Source organism: Streptococcus sp. HMSC076C08, assembly GCF_001810825.1.
GTDB lineage: Bacteria > Bacillota > Bacilli > Lactobacillales > Streptococcaceae > Streptococcus.
This window is the reverse complement of sequence record NZ_KV802734.1, coordinates 189,015-211,150: the sequence shown is the minus strand read 5'-3', so window position 1 is coordinate 211,150 and position 22,136 is coordinate 189,015. Positions and strand designations below refer to the sequence as shown.

The following is a 22,136-nucleotide window of genomic DNA, read 5'->3' as shown; positions in this document are numbered from 1 at the left end:
AGTTACCCCTTTATCTTATCTTTTTATTATACCACATTTTCCCCTACGAAAATAGCCTTCTAGGAAGACTTTCCTCCTAGAAGGCTCGATTTTTAAAGTGTAGCAAAAGTGGTCACGATGCGTTGGCAAACCTCTTCCAGTACGGACTTCGGCATAGCCACATTGAGGCGGGCATGAAGAGTTCCCTCCTCTCCAAAGTCCAAACCTCGATTCAAGATAACCTTGGCTTCATTCTTCAAAAGCTCTTGCAAGCGGTCATCCGTTAGGTCATAGGCTGAAAAATCAAGCCAGATCAAGTAGGTACCTTGCGGTTTCATGACCTTAATCTTGGTTTCGTTGCCCAAAAAATCCACTACATAGTTAATGTGGTCCTCGATGACTTCTTTTAAGTCTCCTAACCAGTCCTTACCATAACGGTAGGCAGCTTCTGTCGCCAAATACCCCAAGCCTGAGATTTCATGTTGGTTATTGGCCAACTGGCGTTTTTGGAAAGCCACACGAAGCTTTGGATTTTCAATAACTGTATAGGAATTCTTGGTCCCAGCAATATTAAATGTTTTAGTGGCACTACTCAAGATAAGGGCAAAGTCTTTAAAGGCGGGATCAATGGTGTTAAAAGACTGGTGTTTATGACCAAAGAGGGCCAAATCTTGGTGAATCTCATCTGAAATCAACAAAACACCATGTTTTTGGCAGAGATACCCAATCTTTTCTAACACTTCCTTTTCCCAAACACGTCCACCAGGATTGTGAGGATTGCAAAGGATATAGAGTTTGACATCCTCTCCCACCAATTCCTTCTCCAACTGGTCAAAGTCAATCTCAAACAGCCCGTCCTTTTCCACCAAAGAATTGGTAATCAATCTGCGATTGTTGAGTTTGACACTGCGTGCAAAAGGTGGATAGACCGGTGTGTTAATCAGAACAGCCTCTCCTTCTTTTGTAAAGGCTTGAATAGCTGTTGAAATAGCTGGTACCACTCCCTCTATAAAGACGAGGGCATCCTTGTCAAAGCGATAGCCGTGTTGACTGGCTTCCCAGTCCTGAACCGACTGAATCAAATCATCACTAGCATAAGTATAGCCATAGACCAACTGATCTGCGTAGGCTTGTACAGCTTGTCGAACCTCAGGCAAAACCACAAAGTCCATATCTGCTATCCAGGCTGGTAGAACTTCTCGATCAGCTTCCGCTTCTTTCCATTTATAGGTATGGTGCCCAAAACGATTGGGCAGGCTTGTAAAATCATATTTTCCCATATCTATCTTATCCTTCCAAAGCTTGGCGCAAGTCCGCAATCAAATCTCTAGCATCTTCAATCCCAATGGATAAACGCAGGAGGTCATCTGTTAAGCCATAGGAATGGCGCACTTCTGCTGGAATATCCGCATGGGTTTGAGTTGTCGGATAGGTGATCAGACTCTCTACCCCACCCAAACTTTCCGCAAAAGAGAAGACCTTCAAGCTATTTAAAATATGAGGAATACGCTTTTCATTCACTACTTTAAAGGAAATCATGCCTCCACGTCCTGTATAGAGCACTTCCTTGACAGCAGGTGAATCCTTCAAAAAAGCAACCACTTCTTGGGCATTGGCTGTAGAATGTTCCATACGAAGAGGTAGAGTTTTAAGACCACGAATCAACTGATAACTATCAAATGGTGACAAGACCGCACCAGTCGTATTCAAATTGTAGAACAGTTGCTCATATAGTTCTAAACTATTAGTCACAACTACCCCAGCCAAGACATCATTGTGCCCTGCTAGATACTTGGTGGCTGAATGAAGAACGATATCCGCACCATCTTCAATCGGACGTTGGTAAATCGGACTGTAGAAGGTATTGTCCACCACTACCTTGGCACCCTTGGCATGAGCTAGTTTGGCTAGTTTGGCAATATCAAATTCCAACATCAAGGGATTGGTCGGTGTTTCAATATAGAGAACATCCACATCTTTCTCTAACTCAGCAATCAACTCTTCTTCTGTATTGGCATAGGTAAAATGGAAACGACCTTCCTGTTCCACTTGGTTGAACCAACGGAAAGAACCACCATAAAGGTCTCGCACTGCCAGGACTTTACTTCCTACAGGAAAGACACTAAAGGCCAGTACAATCGCAGCCATTCCTGAGCTCGTCGCTAGGGCATAGTCTGCTGACTCAATAGCCGCCAAGACCTCCTCAGCCTTACTGCGAGTTGGGTTTTTAGTCCGAGTATAGTCAAATCCAGTAGACTGGCCAAACTCTGGATGCTGATAAGTGGTTGAAAAATGAAGCGGCGTCACCAAGGCACCTGTAGCCTCATCTGACTTGATTCCCGCCTGGGCCAAAATTGTGTTGATGTGTAGTTCTTTGCTCATACAATACCTCCAAATCTATAGTAACTATTGTACCACTTATTTTCACTAACTCATTTTCTTGTTTTCAAGAGCTAGTTATAGTTTCAAACTATATAAAAACGATAGTTCCTTGAGAAACTATCGTTTTTCCTGTTGAATAGACTGGTTATTTAACGTGTTTTGCCAGTTCTTCTTGGGCTTTTTTATTTGATTCTTCTTTTTCTTTTAGCCATTTTTCTTTAGCTTTTTCATACTCATCAGCCGTTACAGTCTTATCTTGTAACTTGAGATACTTGTATGATTCGACACCTTTATTTCCAGCTTGTGAGAATGGTGATGAGAATGGAACTGTCTTTCTCAAGGTCGGTGTTCCACCCTGGGAAACGTTTGGAATTGCAAGGGCGCTATCAACGAGCCAAGCTTGAATTTCAGCATATTTTTCATAACGTTTTGCTGGTTCTTGCTCCTTGTTCGCTTCTTCTAACATTTGAGTGTAAGTATCCAGACCAACTGCCTTAGCCTTGTCATTGACCTCACCTGGTTCTAGACCAATGTTTTGCAACATACCACCGTTATTGACATTTAAGATATCAAGATAACTTGATGGATCCAAGTAGTCCGCACTCCAACCGCCATTATAGATATCAAAGTCTTTTTGAGCTGCAGTTTGAGCTAGGTAGCTAGAGTTGTCAAAGTCATCTGTTGATAGCTGTTGGATATCGATAACCACATTCTCAGCTCCTAGAACAGATTCGATGGATTGTTTCAAAGAGCTTGCTTCAAGTACACCTTTTTTAGCTGATTGGTCTACAGATACATCCAAGTGGATTGGGAATTGCACACCCTTAGCTTCCAATTCTTTCTTAGCTTCTGCAAATTTAGCTTTAGCCTTGTCAGGATTGTAGTATGGATCTTGCGCATCTGCAAAGTTGATTCCTTGCCATTCTTGGCCATAGTTGACCATCTTTTCTGAAACAACATCGCCAAAGTCTTTTCCGTTGATGCTTACAAATGTAGGAGGTACAACCAAGTTACGAATAATCTTCGTTGCTCCTTCTTCCCCTTGAGATTGTGCTCCATAGGCTGTACGGTTATAAGCATAGTTGAAGGCTTGACGGAAGTTTTTATTCAGAACTGCTTCTTGGGTTGATTTCTTTTCGATATCTGAGGACTTAGAAGTGAAGTTATAAGATTTTCTGTCCAAGTTGAAGTTCAAGTAATAAGAAGTTGCGTTTTGCATACTATAGATAATGTTATCCTTATTGCTCTCTTTAATCCCTTCAAAGCTTGAACTATTAGGATAGAGACGAGCATAACTATAGACTCCTTCTGCAAAGTTACGTGCTAGTGCATCTTGGTCACTACCATCATAATAGGCCAATTTCACATCATCCACAAAGACATTTTTTTCATCCCAGTAGTTGGGATTTTTCTTGAATTCGATAACAGATTTTGAAACAAACGATTTCATCAAGAAAGGTCCATTGTACAAAATACTAGAAGGGTCTACCTTACCAAAGTCATCCCCTTTTGATTTTAGGAAGTCTGCATTGACAGGGAAGAGAATGGTTGAAGTTGTTTTAGAATTCCAATAAGGTTCTGGACGTGTCAAAGTATACTGAACTGTTTGGTCATCAATAGCCTTAACACCGACTGTTGAAAAGTCAGTTGTTTTCCCGTTGATATAGTCATCCAAACCTGCTACAGAGTCTTGAACCAGGTACAAGGCTTCGGATTTTTTATCAGCAGCATATTTCAAACCTGTCACAAAGTCTTGGGCCGTTACAGGGGCGTATTCTTCACCCTCATAAGTATACCATTTTGCATCCTTACGCAATTTGTAAGTATAGGTCAAACCGTCCTGAGAAACAGTCCAATCCTCTGCCAATGATGGAACATAGTTACCGTATTGGTCATTTTCCATCAACCCATCCACCAAATTGGTCACGATGTCATTGGTTGTTGCACGGTTTTCTGCAAGATAGTTCAAACTAGATGGATCGTTCGAATAAACATAGTTATATGTTTTAGTAGCGCTACTTGAATTTCCACATGCGCTCAGTAAGATACCTGCGCTTAACACGACACTTGCAAGTGTCAGATACTTGGCCTTAGACTTTTTCATTTCCAGAACCTCCTGTTTAAAAGTTTTGTCTTATTATACAGCTTTTGTTTTATTTAGTCAAGTGATTTCTGAAGAAAAACTTAAAAAAGCATATTTTTTGCTCTCGATTTTAGAAAAAGTTCTCTTTTTTTAAGAAAAATGTAGTATAAAAACCTTTCTGTTAAAGAAAGGTTAAATTTATTACTTTTATTTATAAATCTTTTTACGATATTTTCAATCGTGTACGAAGACGGTCTGCTTGAGCTTTGCCGATTATCTTGTCTAAGAGTCGTGTCCGTAGGCTCATCAAACCATAAAGACCTCCTCCAAGCCCTCCGATGAGAGCCACATAAAGGAAACTCCAGAAACGTCCACTTGGTTGGAAGACAAAACCGAGTAGCCACTGCAAGAAGCCAACTAGGATAAACATGACAAGTGTCAAGATGGTAATCAAAATGGTTCGCTTCAAGATTATCTTTCGACGAGCACCCGTTACCTGGCAGATGTCACGGTACATCAAGACATTCGGAATAATCAAACCGATAGTCGTTGAAATCAAGGGACCATAGCTATGGAAAATAGCAATGGTTGGCAATTGCAAGACAATCTTAGCAATGGAACCATAGATAAAGTATAGAACTGCCTTGCGGTTTCGGAACATGGCCTGAAGCATAGGAGACAAGACCATATACAAGCCTAGGATAGTAGACTGCAAAACTGCAAAGACAAACAAGCCCATGGCCAGACTATCTGGCTTACCGTAAAAGACTGTATAAAGAGGCTCCCCTACCATGACCACTCCAACCGTTGCCGGTAGTAGAAATAAGAAGAGCATGGTGAGGCTATCTTGGACTAGGCGAGCCGCAGCTGGCAAGTCACCTTTTACATAGTTTTCCGTCAAAAGCGGCAAGCCGACACTCCCAATCGAAACCCCTACAGAGATTAAAATCATAGTAATTTTATTCGGATTGGCAGAGAAATAAGAAAACATGACAACCAAGTCTTCATTGCTGTAGTTGGTAAACCACTTCATACTATTGATAAAGGTCATCTGGTCTAAAATCTGGAAGAGTTGAATGGCTGACCCTGTCAGGATAAAGGGAATGGCTTCCTTGATTGTATCAACCAAGAGTCGCTTACTATTGATTTTATCCCGTGTTTCAAAAACTCTTTTAAGCAAACCTTCTTGGGCAAGGAAGTAGATCAAAACTGCAAAACTTGCCACCATCCCCACAAAGGCTGCAAAGGTCGATTGGGTAACTGCTGCTAGGTAGTCACCAGAACCCATCTTCATAATGAAGAAGGTTGCCATCAACATCCAGATAACACGGATCACCTGCTCGGCGATTTGACTCATAGCATAGGGTTTCAGGTTATTCATCCCTTGGAAGAATCCTCGGATGACACTCATAGATGGGAAAATCAAGACCGCCCAAGCCAAGCTCTGCATGATGGGAATCAGGTCTTTCCCCACACCTGACAAATCTGCTAACCAGGGAGAAAAGAGATACAAGACCAAGGCAAAGACTAAGCCCAAGCCCGTCATAAAGCTTAGGAAACTCCGAATCAAGGCAAAGCTGTGCTCTTCTTCTCGCATGGTATTGTACTTAGCCACTTGTTTGGCGACCGCAACTGGGATACCCGCTGTCGAAATCAGCAAGAACCAGGCGTAAATATTGTAGCCCATGGTAAAGAGCCCATTTGCCTTGGCAGCATAGGTCCCCATCCAGATATACCAGGGAATAATGTAGATAGCACCAAGGAGGCGACTAATAAAGTTACTAGCTGTTAGCCAAGCAGTTCCTCGCAACATCTGGGCTTGCTGGTGATTGTTTTCGTTAGACATAGCTTCCTCATTCAATTTTGATAACTAGGAAAAGTTCCTTATCTTCCATTATAAACTTTTCCTTGTTACTTGTAAAATTCGGGCTTGAAGTTTATAATAGAAAGTATGATTAAGATTGAAACCGTATTAGATATTTTAAAGAAGGATGGCCTTTTTCGCGAGATTATTGACCAAGGACATTACCACTACAACTACAGTGAAGTTGTTTTTGATAGCATCAGTTATGACAGCCGAAAAGTAAAAGAAGGGACTCTTTTTTTTGCAAAAGGTTCTGCCTTTAAAAAAGAATACCTCCTATCCGCTATAACGCAAGGATTAGCTTGGTATGTCGCAGAAAAGGACTACGAAGTCGGTATCCCCGTCATCATTGTGAACGATATCAAAAAAGCCATGAGTTTGATTGCTATGGAATTTTATGGAAATCCACAAGAAAAACTCAAAATTCTCGCTTTCACAGGGACAAAAGGAAAGACAACAGCAGCTTACTTTGCTTACCACATCCTATCTCAACGCTACCCAACAGCTCTCTTGTCAACTATGAACACAACTCTGGATGGCGAGACCTTCTTTAAATCTTCCTTCTCAACACCAGAAAATATCGATCTTTTCGACATGATGGCTCAGGCTGTTAAGAATGGAAGAACCCATCTTGTAATGGAAGTCTCTAGCCAAGCCTATCTTGTTCATCGAGTCTATGGTCTGACCTTTGATGTAGGTGTCTTTCTTAACATCACTCCTGACCATATCGGTCCGATTGAGCATCCTAGCTTTGAAGACTACTTCTATCACAAACGTCTCTTGATGAAAAATAGTCGAGCAGTTGTCATTAATAGCGACATGGACCACTTTTCTGTATTGAAAGAACAAGTAGAAGATCAAGAACATGACTTCTATGGTAGCCAGTCAAGTAACCAAATCGAGAACTCCAAAGCCTTTAGCTTTTCAGCTACAGGTAAACTCGCTGGTGATTATGATATCCAACTCATCGGCCACTTTAACCAAGAAAATGCAGTTGCTGCAGGACTTGCCTGTCTTCGTCTAGGTGCCAGTCTAGAGGACATCAAAAAAGGGATCGCTGCAACCCGCGTTCCTGGACGTATGGAAGTTCTCACTCAGAAAAATGGAGCCAAGGTCTTCATCGACTATGCCCACAATGGTGATAGTCTGAAAAAACTGATTTCTGTTGTTGAAACTCATCAAACTGGAAAGATTGCTCTGGTTCTCGGTTCGACTGGAAACAAGGGTGAAAGTCGCCGCAAAGACTTTGGCCTCCTCCTCAATCAGCATCCCGAGATTCAAGTCTTTCTCACCGCGGATGACCCCAACTATGAAGATCCAATGGCCATTGCTGAAGAAATCAGTAGCTATATCAGTCATCCTGTTGAAAAGATTGCCGATCGTGAAGAAGCCATCAAGGCAGCGATGGCCATCACAAATCAAGAACTAGATGCCGTGATTATTGCTGGTAAGGGAGCTGATTGTTACCAAATCGTCCAAGGAAAGAAAGAAGACTATCCTGGAGACGCAGCTATCGCAGAATGTTATCTATAAAAAAATCAAGGGAAACATTCCCTTGATTTTTTTAGTCTTCTTTCTTAAATGAATTTTTAAGACCTTCAACGGCACCTTCTACAGCACCTTTAGCATCTTCAACAACTTCTTTTGCTTTGGCAACTGTTTTTTCAACAGTACCTTCTGCTTCTGTCTTGCTATCACCAGTAACTTTACCAAATCCTTCTTTGATAGCACCAGTTGCTTGATCCAATTTATTTTCAAGTGACATAGTTCTGTCTCCTTTGCTTTTAATACGATAAACGTTATCGCTTACATTCAGTTTATGCTTATTCTTTAGCAAAGTCAAATAATCTGCTCAAAAGCAAGCAATTAAGGCAAATAGAAAGTCAAGCGTTCCTTGTCGAAATCAACAGCCAACTCATACTTCCCTTCTTCGTTTTGAACAATATAGCCTAAGACGACTAAACTCTCAACGAAAATATCACGCCGTTTCTGCATGAGCTGGTCCTTTTTGAGGAACTTGAGTAAAAACGTCGTCATATACTTGAGAGCATACTCAGGATTGACATCTCCCAAAATGGCATAGAGTTCCTGCTGTTTTTCCGTCAAAGGATATTGGTGCTTGACCTTGTAGAAATAGTTGGATAGGATCATTTTTGTCCGCACAAAGTCGGTCTTTTCAACTAAAATGGCTGCATTGGTTTGATTGCGCAATTCTGTCTCAAAAGTCTTCTCCAGTAAGGCTTGATAGACTGGACTGTCCTCTCTGATAAAAATTTCTTGGTCAAGGCATAAACCATCCGTAGATTCTAAAAAAGGGAGATTGAGGGAATAGCGTTTGTTTTCCCTTAGGATCAAACCTGCCTTTATATACTCTTCCATGAGTTTATCAACTGCCACATCTGGAAACTGAGCCTTAATTTCTCGTAGAATCACATCGTCATGCTGGTCCAGATAGTCCACCAAATCTATAAAAAATGGCTGTCGAGTCAATCGGGAGGGATTAAAAATCTGAATCATGAAGATTCCTTTCTTTACATTCTAAAAGAGGAGATGCTGCCAACTGACTGGGATTGGTTCCTGGTTGATTGAGAGGCACAGGAAGTTCGAGTTTCCTGTAGTATTCTCTCCAAAAATCACTAATCTCCTGCTCCCCGTCTCCAAATTGCATCGGAATAGTCTCAAAAATAGGAAGAATTTCCGCGATATACTGGGAGCAGTAAAAGCCAGACCCATCTGGATATAACGAGCTATTATAAGGAGCACCTAGATGCTGGCAAGCCATCTTCTTTACCAAGTCAACTTCCAGCTCTGGATAGACATAAAGATCGTAGAGATGAGTCGGTTCAAAAAAATCAGCAGGTTCTTGACAAATAACACCTGCTTGCCCACTAGCATGGTAGATGAAACCATCCAAAAAGATGGCTACATGACTATAGTACCCCGTAGAAGCCTGGATGGCTTGCCCCATATCTGAAAGGTCCTTCACAAAAATCAAATCACCATTTTCTAACATCTTTCTCTCCTAGAAAAAAAGGAGCCGAAACCCCTTTAGCTATAAGGAAAACATCGTTTTCTCGTGTCAATCTCTAGTCAAATGATTACCATTAAAATAATTCATTAACTATATTCTAAGAATCACTCTAGCTGAAAATAATAAAGTAGCACCAAACTTCCAAAAGACAGGGCTAAGTAGAGGATCCCTATTTGTAATCCATACAAATACCAAAAACTACCACTAACCAAAATAAAAATCGATGTATCAGCAACGAGGCGACGCCATTTTTTAAAAGCATGTGGAGATTTTGGCGCCATATATCGTGCCCAAAATAAGATTAATAGAACTGCTAGAAGAAAAAATAGGAATTTTTCCTGCCAAGAAATTTGTATCACAGACACGGAGAAAAGACCAAGTATTGCGACAATCTCAACCAAAAAGCGCAGTCCTTCAATCAATCGCATCATGCTATCACCTTCTATGAATAGTCAAATTAACAGTTCCAAATATTCCTTAAGAATTACCCATTAAAGCTTTCAGTCAACTGAGGCACCACTTGTTTCTTACGTGAAACAGCACCTGGAAGGAAAGCGTGGTTGTTTTCAAGTTTGAAGTTGAAAGCTGCTTCGACCTTGTCCATGTTTGATCCAAGAGCAAGGATTTCTGAGTTTGAGTTGACGATGTCTGTAATCATCAAGACAAAATCTGAGTAGCCGTTTGCTGCATTAGCTGCTTGCATTGCTGCTTCGATTTCTGCTTGGCGTTCCAAGACTTCAGCAATATCAACTGTATTGACTTGGGCAATACGAACCTTATTTCCATTGAGTTCAAAGGTCTTAGCATCGATGTCAATCAATTCTTCAGCAGATTTGCTTGCCAAGTTAGTACCAGCCTTGAGCATAGCAAGACCGTACTCTTCCAAGTTGACGCCTGCTAATTCTGCCAATTCTGGAGCAATGACTTTATCAGATGGGTGAGTTGTTGGTGATTTCAAAAGAAGGGTATCTGAAATCAAACCTGAAAGCATCAAACCTGCGATTTCTTTAGGAACTGCTACACCGTGTTCTTTGAACATGCGGTAAACGATTGAAGACGCAGATCCAACTGGTTCCAAGCGCATGTAAAGTGGGCTTGCAGTTTCAAAGTTAGCCACACGGTGGTGATCCACAACTCCGTAAACTTCTACTTCAGCGATATCTGACACTGATTGTTGGAATTCATTGTGGTCAGTCAAGATGACTTGTTCTGCACCTTCTGCTTTAGCAGATGTGATGACTCGTGGTGCTTCTACACCAAAATAGTTCAAAACGAAAGCTGTTTCTTCATTAGGAGTTCCAAGTGCTACTGCTTCTGTGTCCAATCCATAAGCCTCTTTTGCAAGATAAGCAAAGGCTACAGATGACCCGATGGCATCTGAGTCTGGATTTTGGTGACCAAATACTAGAATCTTAGACATGATAATACCTCTTTAAATTTATTCATCTTATTGTAGCACTTTTTTCCTCTTTTGACAAAAGTAAGAGGAGCCAAAGGACTCCTCGTTAGACATCAATATGGTTGACTAGATTTTTCTCTTGATTTTCAGATAAAAATCGTTCTTTCTGCGGGCGTTTCTTTCGTTTGAGGAGAGCTTCGGCAGACATGGCTTCTTCCTTAGTGGCAAAACCCTGAGCATAGATGAGTTTGACTGGCAAACGAGCTCGGGTATACTTGGCTCCCTTACCACTATTATGAACGGCAAGGCGCCTCTTCACATCCGTTGTATAGCCCGTATAGTAAGAACCGTCGCGGCACTCCACCACATACATATAGGCTTTATGATCCATAGTAAATCTCTTGAATTTCTGGTGTATAGGAACCATCATCATTGTGAACAATGAGTGGTGGCAAGACCTTAAAGCCACTTGTCGATCCATCCTTGATAGCTTCGATTAAGAGCATATTAGCCTCCTTCTCACGTTTAGGATAGACAAATTGCAGGCGCTTGGGTGCCAAATTATGGCGTTGAAGCATGTCTAAGATATCCAAGAGCCGATCTGGACGATGAACCATGGCCAAACGGCCATTAGACTTGAGAATACTCTGAGCACTACGGCAAATTTCTTTTAGGTTAGTCGTAATTTCGTGTCTGGCCAGAAGGTAATGTTCACTCTCGTTCAGATTGGAATGCGGATCCACCTTAAAATAAGGCGGATTGCACAAAATCATATCCACCTTACTTCCCTGAATGTGGGCAGGCATATTTTTCAAATCATCACAGATGACCTGCATCTGCTCTTCCAAGCCATTCAACTGAACCGAACGCTCTGCCATATCCGCCAAGCGCTCCTGAATCTCTACAGATATTATCCGCGCCTGAGTACGTGAACTAGCAAAAAGTCCCACTGCACCATTTCCAGCACAAAAGTCCACAATTAAACCCCGTTTAGGGAAGCGAGGAAAGCGTGATAAAAGAACACTATCCACCGAATAGCTAAACACCTCTCTATTTTGAATGATCTTGATATCTGTCGAAAAGAGCTGATTGATTCGCTCTCCTGGTTTTAATAATTGTTCTTCTTTCATACTTTCATTATAACAAATTATGATAATATTACAAATGATTTAGATAATCGTATTTATGGCTTCTTCTTTAAATGCTCCAGTGCCTCACGCGTCCAAACAGGCATCATTCGTCCAAGTGGTGCAAAACCGTGCTTGATCCGATCATTAGAAAAACGTCTCCGTCTTGGCAATTGATGTTTTTCCTCTTCCAAAGTACGGATAGAAAGACTGGCCTTCCCAGTGTATTCGTCAAAATCCACCACCTGAACTTGGACTTCATCGCCAATTTTTAAAATGTCATAGATATTTTCAATAAATCCCGTCCGAATCTCCGAGATGTGAATCAGCCCTGTCACCCCTGTCTCTAACTCAACAAAGGCACCATAGGGCTGAATTCCTGTAATACGCCCAGTTAGCTTATCACCAATTTTCATTCTAGTCCTCAATTTCAATCGTTTCAATTACCACATCTTCAACTGGCTTGTCCATTGCACCAGTCTCAACAGCCGCAATGGCATCCAAGACCGCAAATGATTCTGCATCTACCAATTGCCCAAAAACAGTATGGCGACGATCAAGGTGAGGAGTTCCACCTTGTTCTGCATAGATCTCAGCGATTGGTTCAGGCCAACCACCACGCGCAATCTCTTTCTTAGAGTACGGTAAGTGTTGGTTTTGCACGATAAAGAACTGACTTCCATTGGTATTTGGACCCGCATTGGCCATAGAAAGAGCGCCACGAACATTATAGAGTTCTTCTGAAAATTCATCTTCAAAAGTTTGTCCATAAATGGACTCACCACCCATACCAGTACCAGTGGGGTCTCCACCTTGAATCATAAAGTCCTTGATAATACGATGGAAAATAACACCATCATAGTAGCCATCTTTTGAAAGAGCAACAAAGTTGGCTACTGTTTTGGGAGCCTGTTCAGGGAAGAGCTTGATACGCAAGTCTCCGTGATTTGTCTTAATAGTCGCCAACGGACCTTCTACTGTTTCAATGTCTACTTGTGGGAAATGCAATTCTTTTTCTACCATACCAAATCCTTCTAAGGCATCAAAAATGCCATCTTCTTCTACTGTTTTTGTAATATAATCTGCTTTTTCTTTGATTTTTTCATGGGAAACTCCCATAGCAATACTGATTCCAGCATAATCAAAGAGTTCCAAGTCATTGAGACCGTCTCCAAAGACCATGACATTCTCTGGTTTCAAGCCTAAATGCTCCACCACCTTGGCTACACCTGTGGCTTTTGAACCTGAAATCGGCACGATATCAGATGAATGTTCATGCCAACGCACCATGCGAAGTTTATCTGATAAAGACTCTGGTAGGTGCAAGTCATCCCCTTTTTCCTCAAAGGTCCACATCTGGTAAATGTCCGCTTTTTCATGAAAATCTGGATCCACATCCAAGTTTGGATAAATGGGATCAATAGCCTCACTGATCAGTTCTGTTCGCGTGGAGAGTTTGGCGTCATGACTACCAACCAGGCCGTACTCAATTCCCTCTTCCTTCGTCCAAGAGACATACTCCTCAACATCTAACTTCTCAATCTGATGCTGATAAATGACCTGGCCTTTTTTATCTTCTATATAGGCCCCATTTAGGGTTACAAAAAAGTCCGGCTTGAGCTCACGAATCTCTGGAACAACACCGAAAATACCACGTCCAGAGGCGATTCCTGTTAAAATTCCTTTTTCACGCAACTGTTTAAAAACAGTAGGAATTGTAGCTGGAATAAAACCTGTCTTTGACGTACGCAAGGTATCATCAATATCAAAAAAGACGATTTTAATCTTCTTTGCCTTGTATTTTAATTTCGCATCCATCTCTCTACCTCTTTTCCATCACTCTTTCCATTATACCATAAAGCTGATGAAATTCCTTTTTTGAAAAAAGATGAAAATCCTATCAAAAAGAGAGCTCGTAAAACTAGCCCTCTCTTTTCATCCTAGAACATCTCTAGAGCAATCATGGTAATCATCGTTGCATCATAGTAGTTGTCCAAAGGTAAATCTTGTGTGAAAATGTATTTATTTTGCTGAAGAAGTTTCAGATAGCCTTCTCCCTTGTCAGACGCATAGGTAATCGGTGCCAAGAAACTACCTGCCTGGTATTGATTGAGGGCAGTTCCATTCAAGTCATAACCAGCATAAATACGTTGCTCTTTCATAAAGAAATCCATCATCTTTTGAACGAGTTTTTGGCTTCTTTCATCCTGACTCTGAGACAAGTGATATGGCAAACGACAAGCGTTATAAGAATAAGCCCCATCGTATTGAGATTCGATAGTGTTGGCATCAACAAGGTGCGCCCCTGACTTCTCAGCCCAGATAAAGTCTGGCAAGAGACCCGTATCAGAATGAGAACTGATTTGCTCCAGTTGCCCAAGCATCTTATCCTTAACGTCTAACCACTGTTTGTTTCCAGTCAGGTCATAGAAAGATTGGAAATAGCGAGGAAGAGTATCAGACGTCCGCATCAAGTAATAATAATCGGAATCCTTGTTGGCCCAGTTCCCTACTGTCAGAACACCTGTCTCTTCATTGTAATTGTATCGAAGAATATCTTCTAAGATTTTTTTAGCTTGCTCTTGGTATTCCTGCGCCTTATCCGGCCACTGCTTGGCAGCTTCAATCAAAGAATAAGCGATGTAGAGATCTCCATCAGTTGCGTTTTGCTTCTCAACCGTTTCACTACTATTTGTGATCACTTGCTTCCAAGACATCAACTGCGTTCCCTCGATACGATGATTTTGGTAATAGCGATAAAGATTCTCAAAATCTGCTTGTGTCGCTTGCCCTTTTTGGGCTGCTAAAACCGTTATGAGCATGCCATAACTTTGGGCTTCAGATAGAACTGTTGTTCCCTCCGAATCACTCGTCGTACGAACATAAGACTGATTGCCTTTTGTAACAAGGAACTGCTGGCTCCATTGGCTGTAAATTCGATTACGCATCTCGATTTTAGTCCTTCCTCTTGCTAAAAACAAGGCTAAACAAAAGATAGAAAGGATGAGCACAAACCAGACATATTTTAATTTATTCGTTTTCATAAATCCTCCTATCCTGCAAATCGCTTGGTTTTAACCCACTTGGTTTCTTTTCGTCGGAGTACTTTGTCCAGCACGATTGAAGAAATGGAATCAATGGATACAACGATAAACATCTGTGCGTAAGAGAAATAGGCCGCCAAGGCTAACCAGATTTGTTTTGTCGTCGCTTGTCCAAACTGACTTGCTAATGCCGTCATAATTTGCATCAAATAGAGACCAATCATGAGAATCCAGTTAAAGAGCATGAGCTGGGCAATGTAGATATTGTCCGCATCAAAAGCGAACGGAACCCTGATATCTGGGAAGAATAGGTTAAGACAGATTGCTAGCACATTCGCTAGGAAAATCAAATCCGATAGAACAATGGCAAAGTTAAACCAAAAGAAAACACACGAATAGTTAAAAACTTCTAATTTAACACGCCAGTTTGCTCTGCCAAATAAATGCTTAAAGTTTGAAAGAACAACTTCATAATTTCCTTTCGCCCAACGTTTCCGTTGCATATAGTAACTCTTTAAGGTTTCAGGTTCTTGTTGGAAAGCCTCTGAATTATAGGCAAGGGCAATCAATTTACCACTCTGCATGATTTTGAAGGAAATATCGGTATCCTCGGTTAAGGCACCATTTTTCCAACCACCGATACTCTTTACAAAGTCGGTTTGAATGATAAAGTTGGTTCCTGGGATACGCCCAATTTTAAAGAGATGCCACATCCCAACGTGGTGCACGCGCTGAGTAACAACGATTTCCTGGTTAATACAACGAGTCAAGAAATTTTGATTAGCGTTTCGAGTCTTGTTGCGGCCGAAAGATGCCACATGACGTTCTGGATCCTTCATCACTTCTTTGACAAGGAAATAAAGGGCATTTTTTTCAGGCATGGCATCAGCATCATAGACACAGATGTATTCACCTGTTGCCATCTCCAAAGCATCGTTTAGAACGCCCGCTTTTCCTCCCGTACCAGTACGGTCGATAATAGTCAGATTTCTTCCTGCATATTCAGGCATGGCTTGTACAGACAAACACTCTGAATAGGTGTTGTCCGAACAGTTATCCGCAAACAAGAGCAACTCCACACGGTCGTGAGGATAGTTCATATCTAAGATAGCTTTTGCCGTTTGGGCAATAACCACATCCTCATTATGAGCAGGAACAACAATGGTGACCTTCGGATAATAAGGTAGCGGCGAAGTGTCTACACGAAAATCACTGTGTTTAAACCAAAAGTGTACTGCCGAAAAGAGAATTACCAAGCCCCATGCCAGAGAAATCCAAATTGTAAGCAAGGTAAAAATCATTAACATTTGACTAATCATGATTCACCGCCTTAAAATTTTTGTTTACTCGATGGTAAAGAATATTGTATGCAATAAATAGTATGATAAAACAAATGCCAAAGGCGAGACTGAGTCCCAAAGCAATACCAAAAAATAGTTCGGTTAAAGTCATGTTTCCCTCCTAATATTCTACAATTACATCTGTCTCTAGTTGACGTTTGAGATGACTGGCGACATCCGCGTAGTCTTGGTATTTATCTTTATTATCAGAGTTAATCACCAAATAGCCTGTTTGGAACTGAATTCCTTGATTGCCATCTTCTCCATGAAAAACTAAACTGCTCAGTTTCTCCTGCAAACCATTCAAATAAAGTTCCTTCAAAGAATGTTGGTTAGTACTAGATAGAACGAGAAAATTACCATCCGAAACATAATAAAGCTTATCATTGTAACTCAATTCCTGAGCAATCACCTCTTGAATGCGACTGAGCATCTGGTTATGTTCTTTCGGTTTAATCTGGAAGAACAAATCTTCATGTGACCAATGAATCAATAAGGACTGTACCATCACATCACTTTGTTCAGTGACCATCGCTTGGTAATCTACTCGAGCTTCGTCTTCCTGTTCTTGTACCTTTGAGGCCACCTTGAAGAAATAATAACGAACTTTAAGTAGAATCCCAATCAAAAGTGGAAAACTGATCAATAAGAAGACCAGTTGCATGATTGGGATATAAACCACACCCGCAACCAAAACGATAAGTCCAAAACCAAATGCTAAGATAAGAGTCCAAGTAAGCAAAAGGTCAGATAATACCAACACGGCAAACAAGGCTAAAGCCAAAAACAAGATTTGTTCTAAAATGATTGCTCGAGCATACAAAAAACAAAGCACCAAAAGAATGACCTCACAAGCAAGCAAAGCCATAAGCCAGTTTTTAAATTGACTCCAATTTTTCATTTTATCTTATTTCCCCCCTTTGAATTCAGACACAGAAGTCGCTGCCCCAAAGTACTGTTGAATGGATTGTACGATTCGTTCAGAGGCTCTTCCATCTCCATAAGGATTTGGTGCCTGAGACATTTGTCTATAAAGAGTTTCATCTGTTAAGAGTGCTACCATCGCTTCTTTCACACGTACTGGATCCGTACCAACTAGCTTCAACGTACCTGCTCTTACTCCTTCTGGACGTTCCGTAGTGTCACGAAGAACAAGGACAGGTTTGCCGAGAGAAGGCGCCTCTTCTTGAACACCTCCAGAGTCAGTCATGATAAAATAGCTTCTTGAAGCCAAATTATGAAAATCAAGTACATCTAAAGGCTCGATCAAGTGAATACGATCGTGACCAGATAAGATATCGTTTGCTGCTTCTTGCACAGCAGGGCTAAGGTGAACAGGATAAACAACTTCAATTTCCTGATGAAGATCGACCATCTCACGTAAAGCTGCAAAGACATTTCTCATTGGTTGACCTTGATTCTCACGACGGTGCATGGTTACCAATACAAGTTTCTTATCTGGATCCAATTGATCTAGAACTTCATGATAGTAATCCGATTGAACGGTTAGTTTCAATGCATCAATGGCTGTATTTCCCGTAATGACAATAGCAGACTCAGGGTGATTTTCCTTGAGGAGATTTTCTTTACTCTCACTAGTTGGAGCAAAATAAAGATCCGCTAAGTTATCAGTCATCTGACGATTCATCTCTTCTGGGAAAGGAGAATACTTATCAAAGGTCCTTAGGCCAGCTTCAACATGGCCGATACGCACCTGATTATAGAAAGCAACTAAACTTGCTGCAAAAGTTGTTGTTGTATCTCCATGAACAAGAATTATATCTGGAAGTTCTTGCTTAACAACTGGATCAAACTTTTCTAAAATTTTTCCAGTAATATCTAAGAGGGATTGATTTTTTCCCATAATATCCAGATCATAATGTGGCTCGATGCTAAAAGTTTCAAGAACTTGATCTAGCATTTGGCGATGCTGAGCTGTCACAACTGTGATCGTCTCAATGCTGTCACTATGTTTTTGCAATTCTAACACTAAAGGGGCCATTTTAATAGCTTCTGGTCGTGTTCCAAAAACAACCATCACTTTCAGTTTCTTCATTATGCTATCCTTCTACTATAATAAAATTTGACACATCAGATTAATCTTTATATCGAATTATTGCGCAAATCAATTAATTTGATTATCTTAATTATTTTACCGTCAATTAATTTATATGTCAAATTTTTTCCAAATTATATTATTGCATTTAATTTAATTTTAACAATTTGTAACCTTTTTGTAACAATATTATTTACAACCTTTAAAAAGCCTTATTTTAGGAAATTTTAAGACTTTTCAAAAGAATCCGTATTTAAAAAAACTAAACCTTATATGTTTTTTTTGATATTTATTTTTATCTTGATAATTCAAACAATTATATTTTACCACTTTGAGGAATAAATCAAACAATTTCAAACAAAAAATCCCTTTTTCGAATGAAAAAGGGACTGTGATTGTTTACTATATTTAAAATTTAAACCTTATAAAATTTGTCTTAAAACAAATTTTTTGACAGATATAAAACAAGGTCACCGATATCTTCACAAACTGCATTCATGGCCGGTTGATGGTTCTGATACCAAACACCCGTCCCATCTGGAATATAGCCTCGTTTGATGTACAATCTCTGGGCAGGTCCATACCCTGAATGGAGCCCAACACCAAGGGTCACCTTATCCGATATGAGCCTAACTCGTTTTTCTGCTTCTTCCAGCAAGAGATTTCCAATACCTTGATTTTGAAAGGGCTCGAAGACATTGAAGTCTGAAAGTTCTGGAGCCATTCCAGCAAAGGGACCCTGCTTAGCATCGGGTAAAATCGTAATGTAACCCGCTACAGCACCCTCAACCTCTGCAACTAAGACTTCTCTCTCCTCACTTTCTTGCTCCTTAAAGTATTGAGTTAAAATCTCCTCTCTACTTGGCCAACCTTGGCTGATAAATCCTCGAGATAGTTCTTGTATGTCAGATTCTTGCATTTTTCTAATTGAACATGTCGTCTTCATAAGCTGCTCCTTTATAGCTTTCTCCTACCATTATAGCACGATAATAAAGATTAAAAGAAAAAACCTAGTAAGACAAAAGAATCTTACTAGGTCAACAGGGAATCCTTTCTAACAAAATCCTATAAAATCTGAAAAAGAGGTCCACTAGACCTCAATTCGCTCTCTCATTTCCATGCTCGTAAAAAAAGACCCACCCGGGTCTTAATTCGCTTTCTTATTTTCAAGCTCATGAAAAAGAGGTCCACTGGACCTCAACTCGCTCTCTCATTTCCATGCTCGTGAAAAAAAGACCCGTAAGGGTCTTTTCTTTAATCTTCGTTTACGAAAGGCATCAAAGCCATTACGCGTGCGCGTTTGATAGCTGTTGTTACTTTACGTTGGTTTTTAGCTGAAGTTCCTGTTACACGACGAGGAAGGATTTTCCCACGTTCTGAAACGAAACGGCTAAGAAGCTCAGTATCTTTGTAATCAACATATTCAATTTTGTTTGCTGCGATGTAATCAACTTTTTTACGGCGTTTGAATCCGCCACGACGTTGTTGAGCCATGTTTTTTCTCCTTTATAGTATTAATTGTCCATTAAAATGGTAAATCATCATCTGAAATGTCCAATGGATTGGTTGCTCCAAATGGATTTTCAGAACGTGAAAAGTCTGGTACTGGGTTTGCAGGTGCTGATTGACCAGCAGTTGGTGCAGAATAAGCTCCACCTGAATGTCCTTCACGCACTCCGCGGCTTTCCAACATTTGGAAATTCTCAGCCACGACTTCTGTTACGTAGACACGTTGTCCTTGCTGGTTATCGTAACTACGAGTCTGGATACGGCCTGTGATCCCGATAAGAGAGCCTTTTTTAGCCCAGTTGGCAAGATTTTCAGCCTGTTGGCGCCACATAACGACATTGATGAAATCAGCCTCACGTTCGCCATTTTGACTCTTAAATGTACGGTTTACTGCAAGAGTAAAAGTCGCAACTGCTACATTTGATGGGGTATAACGCAACTCAGCGTCACGTGTCATACGCCCTACAAGTACAACATTGTTAATCATAATTTACCTTCTTACGCGTCAAGTTTGACGATCATGTGACGAAGAATGTCAGCGTTGATTTTTGAAAGACGGTCAAACTCTTTAAGAGCTGCGTCGTCGTTTGCTTCAACGTTAACGATGTGGTAAAGTCCTTCACGGAAATCTTGGATTTCGTATGCAAGACGACGTTTTTCCCATGATTTTGATTCAACAACAGTTGCACCGTTGTCAGTCAAGATAGAGTCAAAACGTGCTACCAAAGCGTTTTTCGCTTCTTCTTCAATGTTTGGACGAATGATATAAAGAATTTCGTATTTAGCCATTGATATGTTCCTCCTTTTGGTCTAATGACCCCTAGTCTTTGCAAGGGGTAAGTGAGGTTTGCTCACAATAAACTATTATACTAGAAAAACTGATAGATAGCAAGATAAAAGTGAAAAAAGAAGATGAAAATATCTTCTTTTTACTAGTTTATGGTTTGATACGGTGCAACATACGTGGGAATGGAATGGCTTCACGGATATGTTTGGTTCCAGCTGCGAAGGTTACCATACGTTCGATACCGATACCAAATCCTCCGTGTGGAACTGTGCCGTATTTACGAAGGTCAAGGTAAAATTCATATTCTGTACGATCCATGCCCAGTTCTTCCATTTTAGCTACAAGAGCATCGTAGTCTTCCTCACGCATAGATCCACCGATGATTTCTCCGTAACCTTCTGGTGCCAGCAAGTCTGCACAAAGCACGCGCTCTGGATTTCCAGGAACTGGTTTCATGTAGAAGGCCTTGATAGCTGCTGGGTAGTTCATGACAAATGTTGGCACACCAAAGTGGTTTGAAATCCATGTTTCGTGTGGTGAACCAAAGTCATCGCCATGCTCAAGATGCTCGTAGTCAGCATCTTCATCATTTTCATGCTCTTGCAAAAGGTCAATGGCTTGATCGTAAGTGATGCGTTTGAACGGCTCTGCAATGTAGCGTTTCAAGAGATCTGTATCACGTTCCAAGGTTTCCAAGGCTTGAGGCGCACGATCAAGAACACCTTGAAGAAGGGCTTTAACATAAGCTTCTTGCAAGTCAAGTGACTCATCGTGTGTCAAGTAGGAGTACTCCGCATCCATCATCCAGAACTCAGTCAAGTGACGACGCGTTTTTGATTTTTCAGCACGGAATACTGGACCAAAGTCAAATACACGACCAAGAGCCATAGCCCCTGCTTCTAGGTAAAGCTGACCAGATTGACTCAAGTAGGCTGGCGTTCCGAAGTAGTCTGTTTCAAAGAGTTCTGTTGAATCTTCAGCCGCGTTTCCTGAAAGAATTGGGCTATCAAATTTCATGAAGCCGTTCTTGTCGAAAAACTCATAAGTTGCATAGATGATAGCGTTACGGATTTGCATCACTGCTACTTGCTTACGAGAGCGGAGCCACAAGTGACGGTTGTCCATCAAGAAGTCTGTTCCGTGTTCTTTTGGTGTGATTGGGTAGTCTTGAGATTCACCGATCACTTCGATGTCTGTAATATCCAACTCATAGCCAAACTTAGAACGTTCGTCTTCTTTGACAATTCCTGTCACATAAACAGAAGTTTCTTGGCTTAGGCGTTTAATCGTATCAAACTTCTCTAGCCCCACTTCCTCACCGAACTTTTCAATAAAGTTTGGTTTAAAGGCTACACCTTGGAAGAAGGCTGTTCCATCACGCAATTGCAAGAAGGCAATTTTCCCTTTTCCTGATTTGTTGGCAACCCAGGCTCCGATGGTCACTTCTTGACCAACGTAGTCTTTTACATCAATAATTGTTACACGTTTTGTCATAATCTATCTTCCTTTTTTCGTTTAACTTGTCCGAAGACATC

At 40.9% G+C, this 22,136-nt stretch carries 23 protein-coding genes; 1 reads left to right on the top strand and 22 read right to left on the bottom strand.

Going from position 1 to position 22,136, the window contains the following annotated elements; translation table 11 throughout:
* Positions 1-92: 92 nt before the first annotated feature.
* The 4 genes from HMPREF2766_RS06150 to HMPREF2766_RS06135 form a co-directional block, all read right to left on the bottom strand.
* Positions 93-1,259 carry a MalY/PatB family protein gene (locus HMPREF2766_RS06150; protein ID WP_070568562.1) on the bottom strand — a complete coding sequence of 389 codons (1,167 nt, stop codon included), beginning with the start codon at positions 1,257-1,259 and terminating at the stop codon, positions 93-95.
* Between the two features lie 7 nt (positions 1,260-1,266).
* Entirely contained in the window at positions 1,267-2,361 is a 1,095-nt protein-coding gene (locus HMPREF2766_RS06145) for a cystathionine gamma-synthase (protein WP_070568560.1), read from the bottom strand.
* 145 nt (positions 2,362-2,506) lie between these two features.
* The gene (locus HMPREF2766_RS06140) at positions 2,507-4,465 is read right to left on the bottom strand and encodes a peptide ABC transporter substrate-binding protein (protein WP_070568554.1); all 1,959 of its coding nucleotides are present in this window, start codon (positions 4,463-4,465) and stop codon (positions 2,507-2,509) included.
* Positions 4,466-4,667: 202 nt separating this feature from the next.
* A complete protein-coding gene (locus HMPREF2766_RS06135; RefSeq protein ID WP_070568552.1) occupies positions 4,668-6,290 on the bottom strand; it encodes a putative polysaccharide biosynthesis protein in 1,623 nt (540 codons plus the stop codon).
* A gap of 105 nt (positions 6,291-6,395) precedes the next feature.
* Between HMPREF2766_RS06135 and HMPREF2766_RS06130 the strand changes: the two genes are divergently transcribed.
* Positions 6,396-7,841, top strand: coding sequence for a UDP-N-acetylmuramoyl-L-alanyl-D-glutamate--L-lysine ligase (locus tag HMPREF2766_RS06130; RefSeq protein WP_070568550.1), 1,446 nt, complete (start codon positions 6,396-6,398; stop codon positions 7,839-7,841).
* A gap of 31 nt (positions 7,842-7,872) precedes the next feature.
* Here the strand turns inward: HMPREF2766_RS06130 and HMPREF2766_RS06125 are convergent, their stop codons facing one another.
* From HMPREF2766_RS06125 to asnS, 18 genes are all read right to left on the bottom strand, one after another.
* A complete protein-coding gene (locus tag HMPREF2766_RS06125; RefSeq protein ID WP_000051179.1) occupies positions 7,873-8,073 on the bottom strand; it encodes a CsbD family protein in 201 nt (66 codons plus the stop codon).
* A 101-nt stretch (positions 8,074-8,174) separates the two neighbouring features.
* Positions 8,175-8,825: a DUF1803 domain-containing protein gene (locus tag HMPREF2766_RS06120; protein WP_070568548.1), complete on the bottom strand. Its 651-nt coding sequence runs from the start codon at positions 8,823-8,825 to the stop codon at positions 8,175-8,177.
* Positions 8,809-9,321, bottom strand: coding sequence for a YiiX/YebB-like N1pC/P60 family cysteine hydrolase (locus HMPREF2766_RS06115; protein WP_070568545.1), 513 nt, complete (start codon positions 9,319-9,321; stop codon positions 8,809-8,811). Before HMPREF2766_RS06115 ends, HMPREF2766_RS06120 begins: the two co-directional genes overlap by 17 nt.
* A gap of 122 nt (positions 9,322-9,443) precedes the next feature.
* Positions 9,444-9,770 (bottom strand): DUF2568 domain-containing protein, encoded by a 327-nt coding sequence (locus HMPREF2766_RS06110; protein WP_070568543.1) that lies wholly within the window; start codon positions 9,768-9,770, stop codon positions 9,444-9,446.
* A gap of 53 nt (positions 9,771-9,823) precedes the next feature.
* Positions 9,824-10,759 (bottom strand): manganese-dependent inorganic pyrophosphatase, encoded by a 936-nt coding sequence (locus HMPREF2766_RS06105; protein ID WP_070568540.1) that lies wholly within the window; start codon positions 10,757-10,759, stop codon positions 9,824-9,826.
* An 85-nt stretch (positions 10,760-10,844) separates the two neighbouring features.
* A complete protein-coding gene (locus tag HMPREF2766_RS06100) occupies positions 10,845-11,129 on the bottom strand; it encodes a GIY-YIG nuclease family protein (protein WP_000349628.1) in 285 nt (94 codons plus the stop codon).
* Positions 11,119-11,868 carry a tRNA1(Val) (adenine(37)-N6)-methyltransferase gene (locus HMPREF2766_RS06095; protein WP_000657018.1) on the bottom strand — a complete coding sequence of 250 codons (750 nt, stop codon included), beginning with the start codon at positions 11,866-11,868 and terminating at the stop codon, positions 11,119-11,121. The genes HMPREF2766_RS06100 and HMPREF2766_RS06095 overlap by 11 nt, the downstream gene beginning before the upstream one ends.
* Positions 11,869-11,921: 53 nt before the next feature.
* Entirely contained in the window at positions 11,922-12,281 is a 360-nt protein-coding gene (locus HMPREF2766_RS06090) for a S1 RNA-binding domain-containing protein (RefSeq protein ID WP_000689619.1), read from the bottom strand.
* Between the two features lies 1 nt (position 12,282).
* Positions 12,283-13,683 carry a bifunctional Cof-type HAD-IIB family hydrolase/peptidylprolyl isomerase gene (locus HMPREF2766_RS06085; protein ID WP_000338990.1) on the bottom strand — a complete coding sequence of 467 codons (1,401 nt, stop codon included), beginning with the start codon at positions 13,681-13,683 and terminating at the stop codon, positions 12,283-12,285.
* Positions 13,684-13,805: 122 nt separating this feature from the next.
* Positions 13,806-14,909, bottom strand: coding sequence for a family 8 glycosyl hydrolase (locus HMPREF2766_RS06080; protein ID WP_000856182.1), 1,104 nt, complete (start codon positions 14,907-14,909; stop codon positions 13,806-13,808).
* An 8-nt stretch (positions 14,910-14,917) separates the two neighbouring features.
* Entirely contained in the window at positions 14,918-16,228 is a 1,311-nt protein-coding gene (locus HMPREF2766_RS06075) for a glycosyltransferase family 2 protein (RefSeq protein ID WP_070568538.1), read from the bottom strand.
* Positions 16,229-16,370: 142 nt separating this feature from the next.
* A complete protein-coding gene (locus HMPREF2766_RS06070; RefSeq protein WP_070568535.1) occupies positions 16,371-17,150 on the bottom strand; it encodes a hypothetical protein in 780 nt (259 codons plus the stop codon).
* 6 nt (positions 17,151-17,156) lie between these two features.
* Positions 17,157-18,305 (bottom strand): non-hydrolyzing UDP-N-acetylglucosamine 2-epimerase, encoded by a 1,149-nt coding sequence (gene wecB, locus HMPREF2766_RS06065; protein ID WP_070568532.1) that lies wholly within the window; start codon positions 18,303-18,305, stop codon positions 17,157-17,159.
* Positions 18,306-18,741: 436 nt separating this feature from the next.
* Positions 18,742-19,251 carry a GNAT family N-acetyltransferase gene (locus HMPREF2766_RS06060; RefSeq protein ID WP_070568524.1) on the bottom strand — a complete coding sequence of 170 codons (510 nt, stop codon included), beginning with the start codon at positions 19,249-19,251 and terminating at the stop codon, positions 18,742-18,744.
* 308 nt (positions 19,252-19,559) lie between these two features.
* Positions 19,560-19,799 (bottom strand): 30S ribosomal protein S18, encoded by a 240-nt coding sequence (gene rpsR / locus HMPREF2766_RS06055; protein WP_000068664.1) that lies wholly within the window; start codon positions 19,797-19,799, stop codon positions 19,560-19,562.
* Positions 19,800-19,830: 31 nt separating this feature from the next.
* Complete coding sequence (gene ssbA / locus HMPREF2766_RS06050; protein WP_000609595.1) at positions 19,831-20,301, bottom strand: single-stranded DNA-binding protein SsbA; 471 nt, start codon at positions 20,299-20,301, stop codon at positions 19,831-19,833.
* Between the two features lie 11 nt (positions 20,302-20,312).
* Positions 20,313-20,603 carry a 30S ribosomal protein S6 gene (gene rpsF / locus HMPREF2766_RS06045; RefSeq protein WP_001151782.1) on the bottom strand — a complete coding sequence of 97 codons (291 nt, stop codon included), beginning with the start codon at positions 20,601-20,603 and terminating at the stop codon, positions 20,313-20,315.
* Positions 20,604-20,751: 148 nt separating this feature from the next.
* Entirely contained in the window at positions 20,752-22,095 is a 1,344-nt protein-coding gene (gene asnS / locus HMPREF2766_RS06040; RefSeq protein ID WP_000167130.1) for an asparagine--tRNA ligase, read from the bottom strand.
* Positions 22,096-22,136: the final 41 nt, after the last annotated feature.

Excerpts from the sequence above, each read along its gene's own strand:
- HMPREF2766_RS06060 (WP_070568524.1), bottom strand. The coding sequence starts at position 19,251 with ATGAAGACGACATGTTCAATTAGAAAAATGCAAGAATCTGACATACAA.
- HMPREF2766_RS06105 (WP_070568540.1), bottom strand. The coding sequence starts at position 10,759 with ATGTCTAAGATTCTAGTATTTGGTCACCAAAATCCAGACTCAGATGCC.
- HMPREF2766_RS06080 (WP_000856182.1), bottom strand. The coding sequence starts at position 14,909 with ATGAAAACGAATAAATTAAAATATGTCTGGTTTGTGCTCATCCTTTCT.
- HMPREF2766_RS06070 (WP_070568535.1), bottom strand. The coding sequence starts at position 17,150 with ATGAAAAATTGGAGTCAATTTAAAAACTGGCTTATGGCTTTGCTTGCT.
- HMPREF2766_RS06115 (WP_070568545.1), bottom strand. The coding sequence starts at position 9,321 with ATGTTAGAAAATGGTGATTTGATTTTTGTGAAGGACCTTTCAGATATG.
- HMPREF2766_RS06125 (WP_000051179.1), bottom strand. The coding sequence starts at position 8,073 with ATGTCACTTGAAAATAAATTGGATCAAGCAACTGGTGCTATCAAAGAA.
- HMPREF2766_RS06150 (WP_070568562.1), bottom strand. The coding sequence starts at position 1,259 with ATGGGAAAATATGATTTTACAAGCCTGCCCAATCGTTTTGGGCACCAT.
- HMPREF2766_RS06145 (WP_070568560.1), bottom strand. The coding sequence starts at position 2,361 with ATGAGCAAAGAACTACACATCAACACAATTTTGGCCCAGGCGGGAATC.
- HMPREF2766_RS06075 (WP_070568538.1), bottom strand. The coding sequence starts at position 16,228 with ATGATTAGTCAAATGTTAATGATTTTTACCTTGCTTACAATTTGGATT.
- ssbA (WP_000609595.1), bottom strand. The coding sequence starts at position 20,301 with ATGATTAACAATGTTGTACTTGTAGGGCGTATGACACGTGACGCTGAG.
- HMPREF2766_RS06140 (WP_070568554.1), bottom strand. The coding sequence starts at position 4,465 with ATGAAAAAGTCTAAGGCCAAGTATCTGACACTTGCAAGTGTCGTGTTA.
- HMPREF2766_RS06085 (WP_000338990.1), bottom strand. The coding sequence starts at position 13,683 with ATGGATGCGAAATTAAAATACAAGGCAAAGAAGATTAAAATCGTCTTT.
- rpsR (WP_000068664.1), bottom strand. The coding sequence starts at position 19,799 with ATGGCTCAACAACGTCGTGGCGGATTCAAACGCCGTAAAAAAGTTGAT.
- wecB (WP_070568532.1), bottom strand. The coding sequence starts at position 18,305 with ATGAAGAAACTGAAAGTGATGGTTGTTTTTGGAACACGACCAGAAGCT.
- HMPREF2766_RS06090 (WP_000689619.1), bottom strand. The coding sequence starts at position 12,281 with ATGAAAATTGGTGATAAGCTAACTGGGCGTATTACAGGAATTCAGCCC.
- asnS (WP_000167130.1), bottom strand. The coding sequence starts at position 22,095 with ATGACAAAACGTGTAACAATTATTGATGTAAAAGACTACGTTGGTCAA.
- HMPREF2766_RS06100 (WP_000349628.1), bottom strand. The coding sequence starts at position 11,129 with ATGGATCATAAAGCCTATATGTATGTGGTGGAGTGCCGCGACGGTTCT.
- HMPREF2766_RS06130 (WP_070568550.1), top strand. The coding sequence starts at position 6,396 with ATGATTAAGATTGAAACCGTATTAGATATTTTAAAGAAGGATGGCCTT.
- HMPREF2766_RS06095 (WP_000657018.1), bottom strand. The coding sequence starts at position 11,868 with ATGAAAGAAGAACAATTATTAAAACCAGGAGAGCGAATCAATCAGCTC.
- HMPREF2766_RS06110 (WP_070568543.1), bottom strand. The coding sequence starts at position 9,770 with ATGATGCGATTGATTGAAGGACTGCGCTTTTTGGTTGAGATTGTCGCA.
- rpsF (WP_001151782.1), bottom strand. The coding sequence starts at position 20,603 with ATGGCTAAATACGAAATTCTTTATATCATTCGTCCAAACATTGAAGAA.
- HMPREF2766_RS06135 (WP_070568552.1), bottom strand. The coding sequence starts at position 6,290 with ATGTCTAACGAAAACAATCACCAGCAAGCCCAGATGTTGCGAGGAACT.
- HMPREF2766_RS06120 (WP_070568548.1), bottom strand. The coding sequence starts at position 8,825 with ATGATTCAGATTTTTAATCCCTCCCGATTGACTCGACAGCCATTTTTT.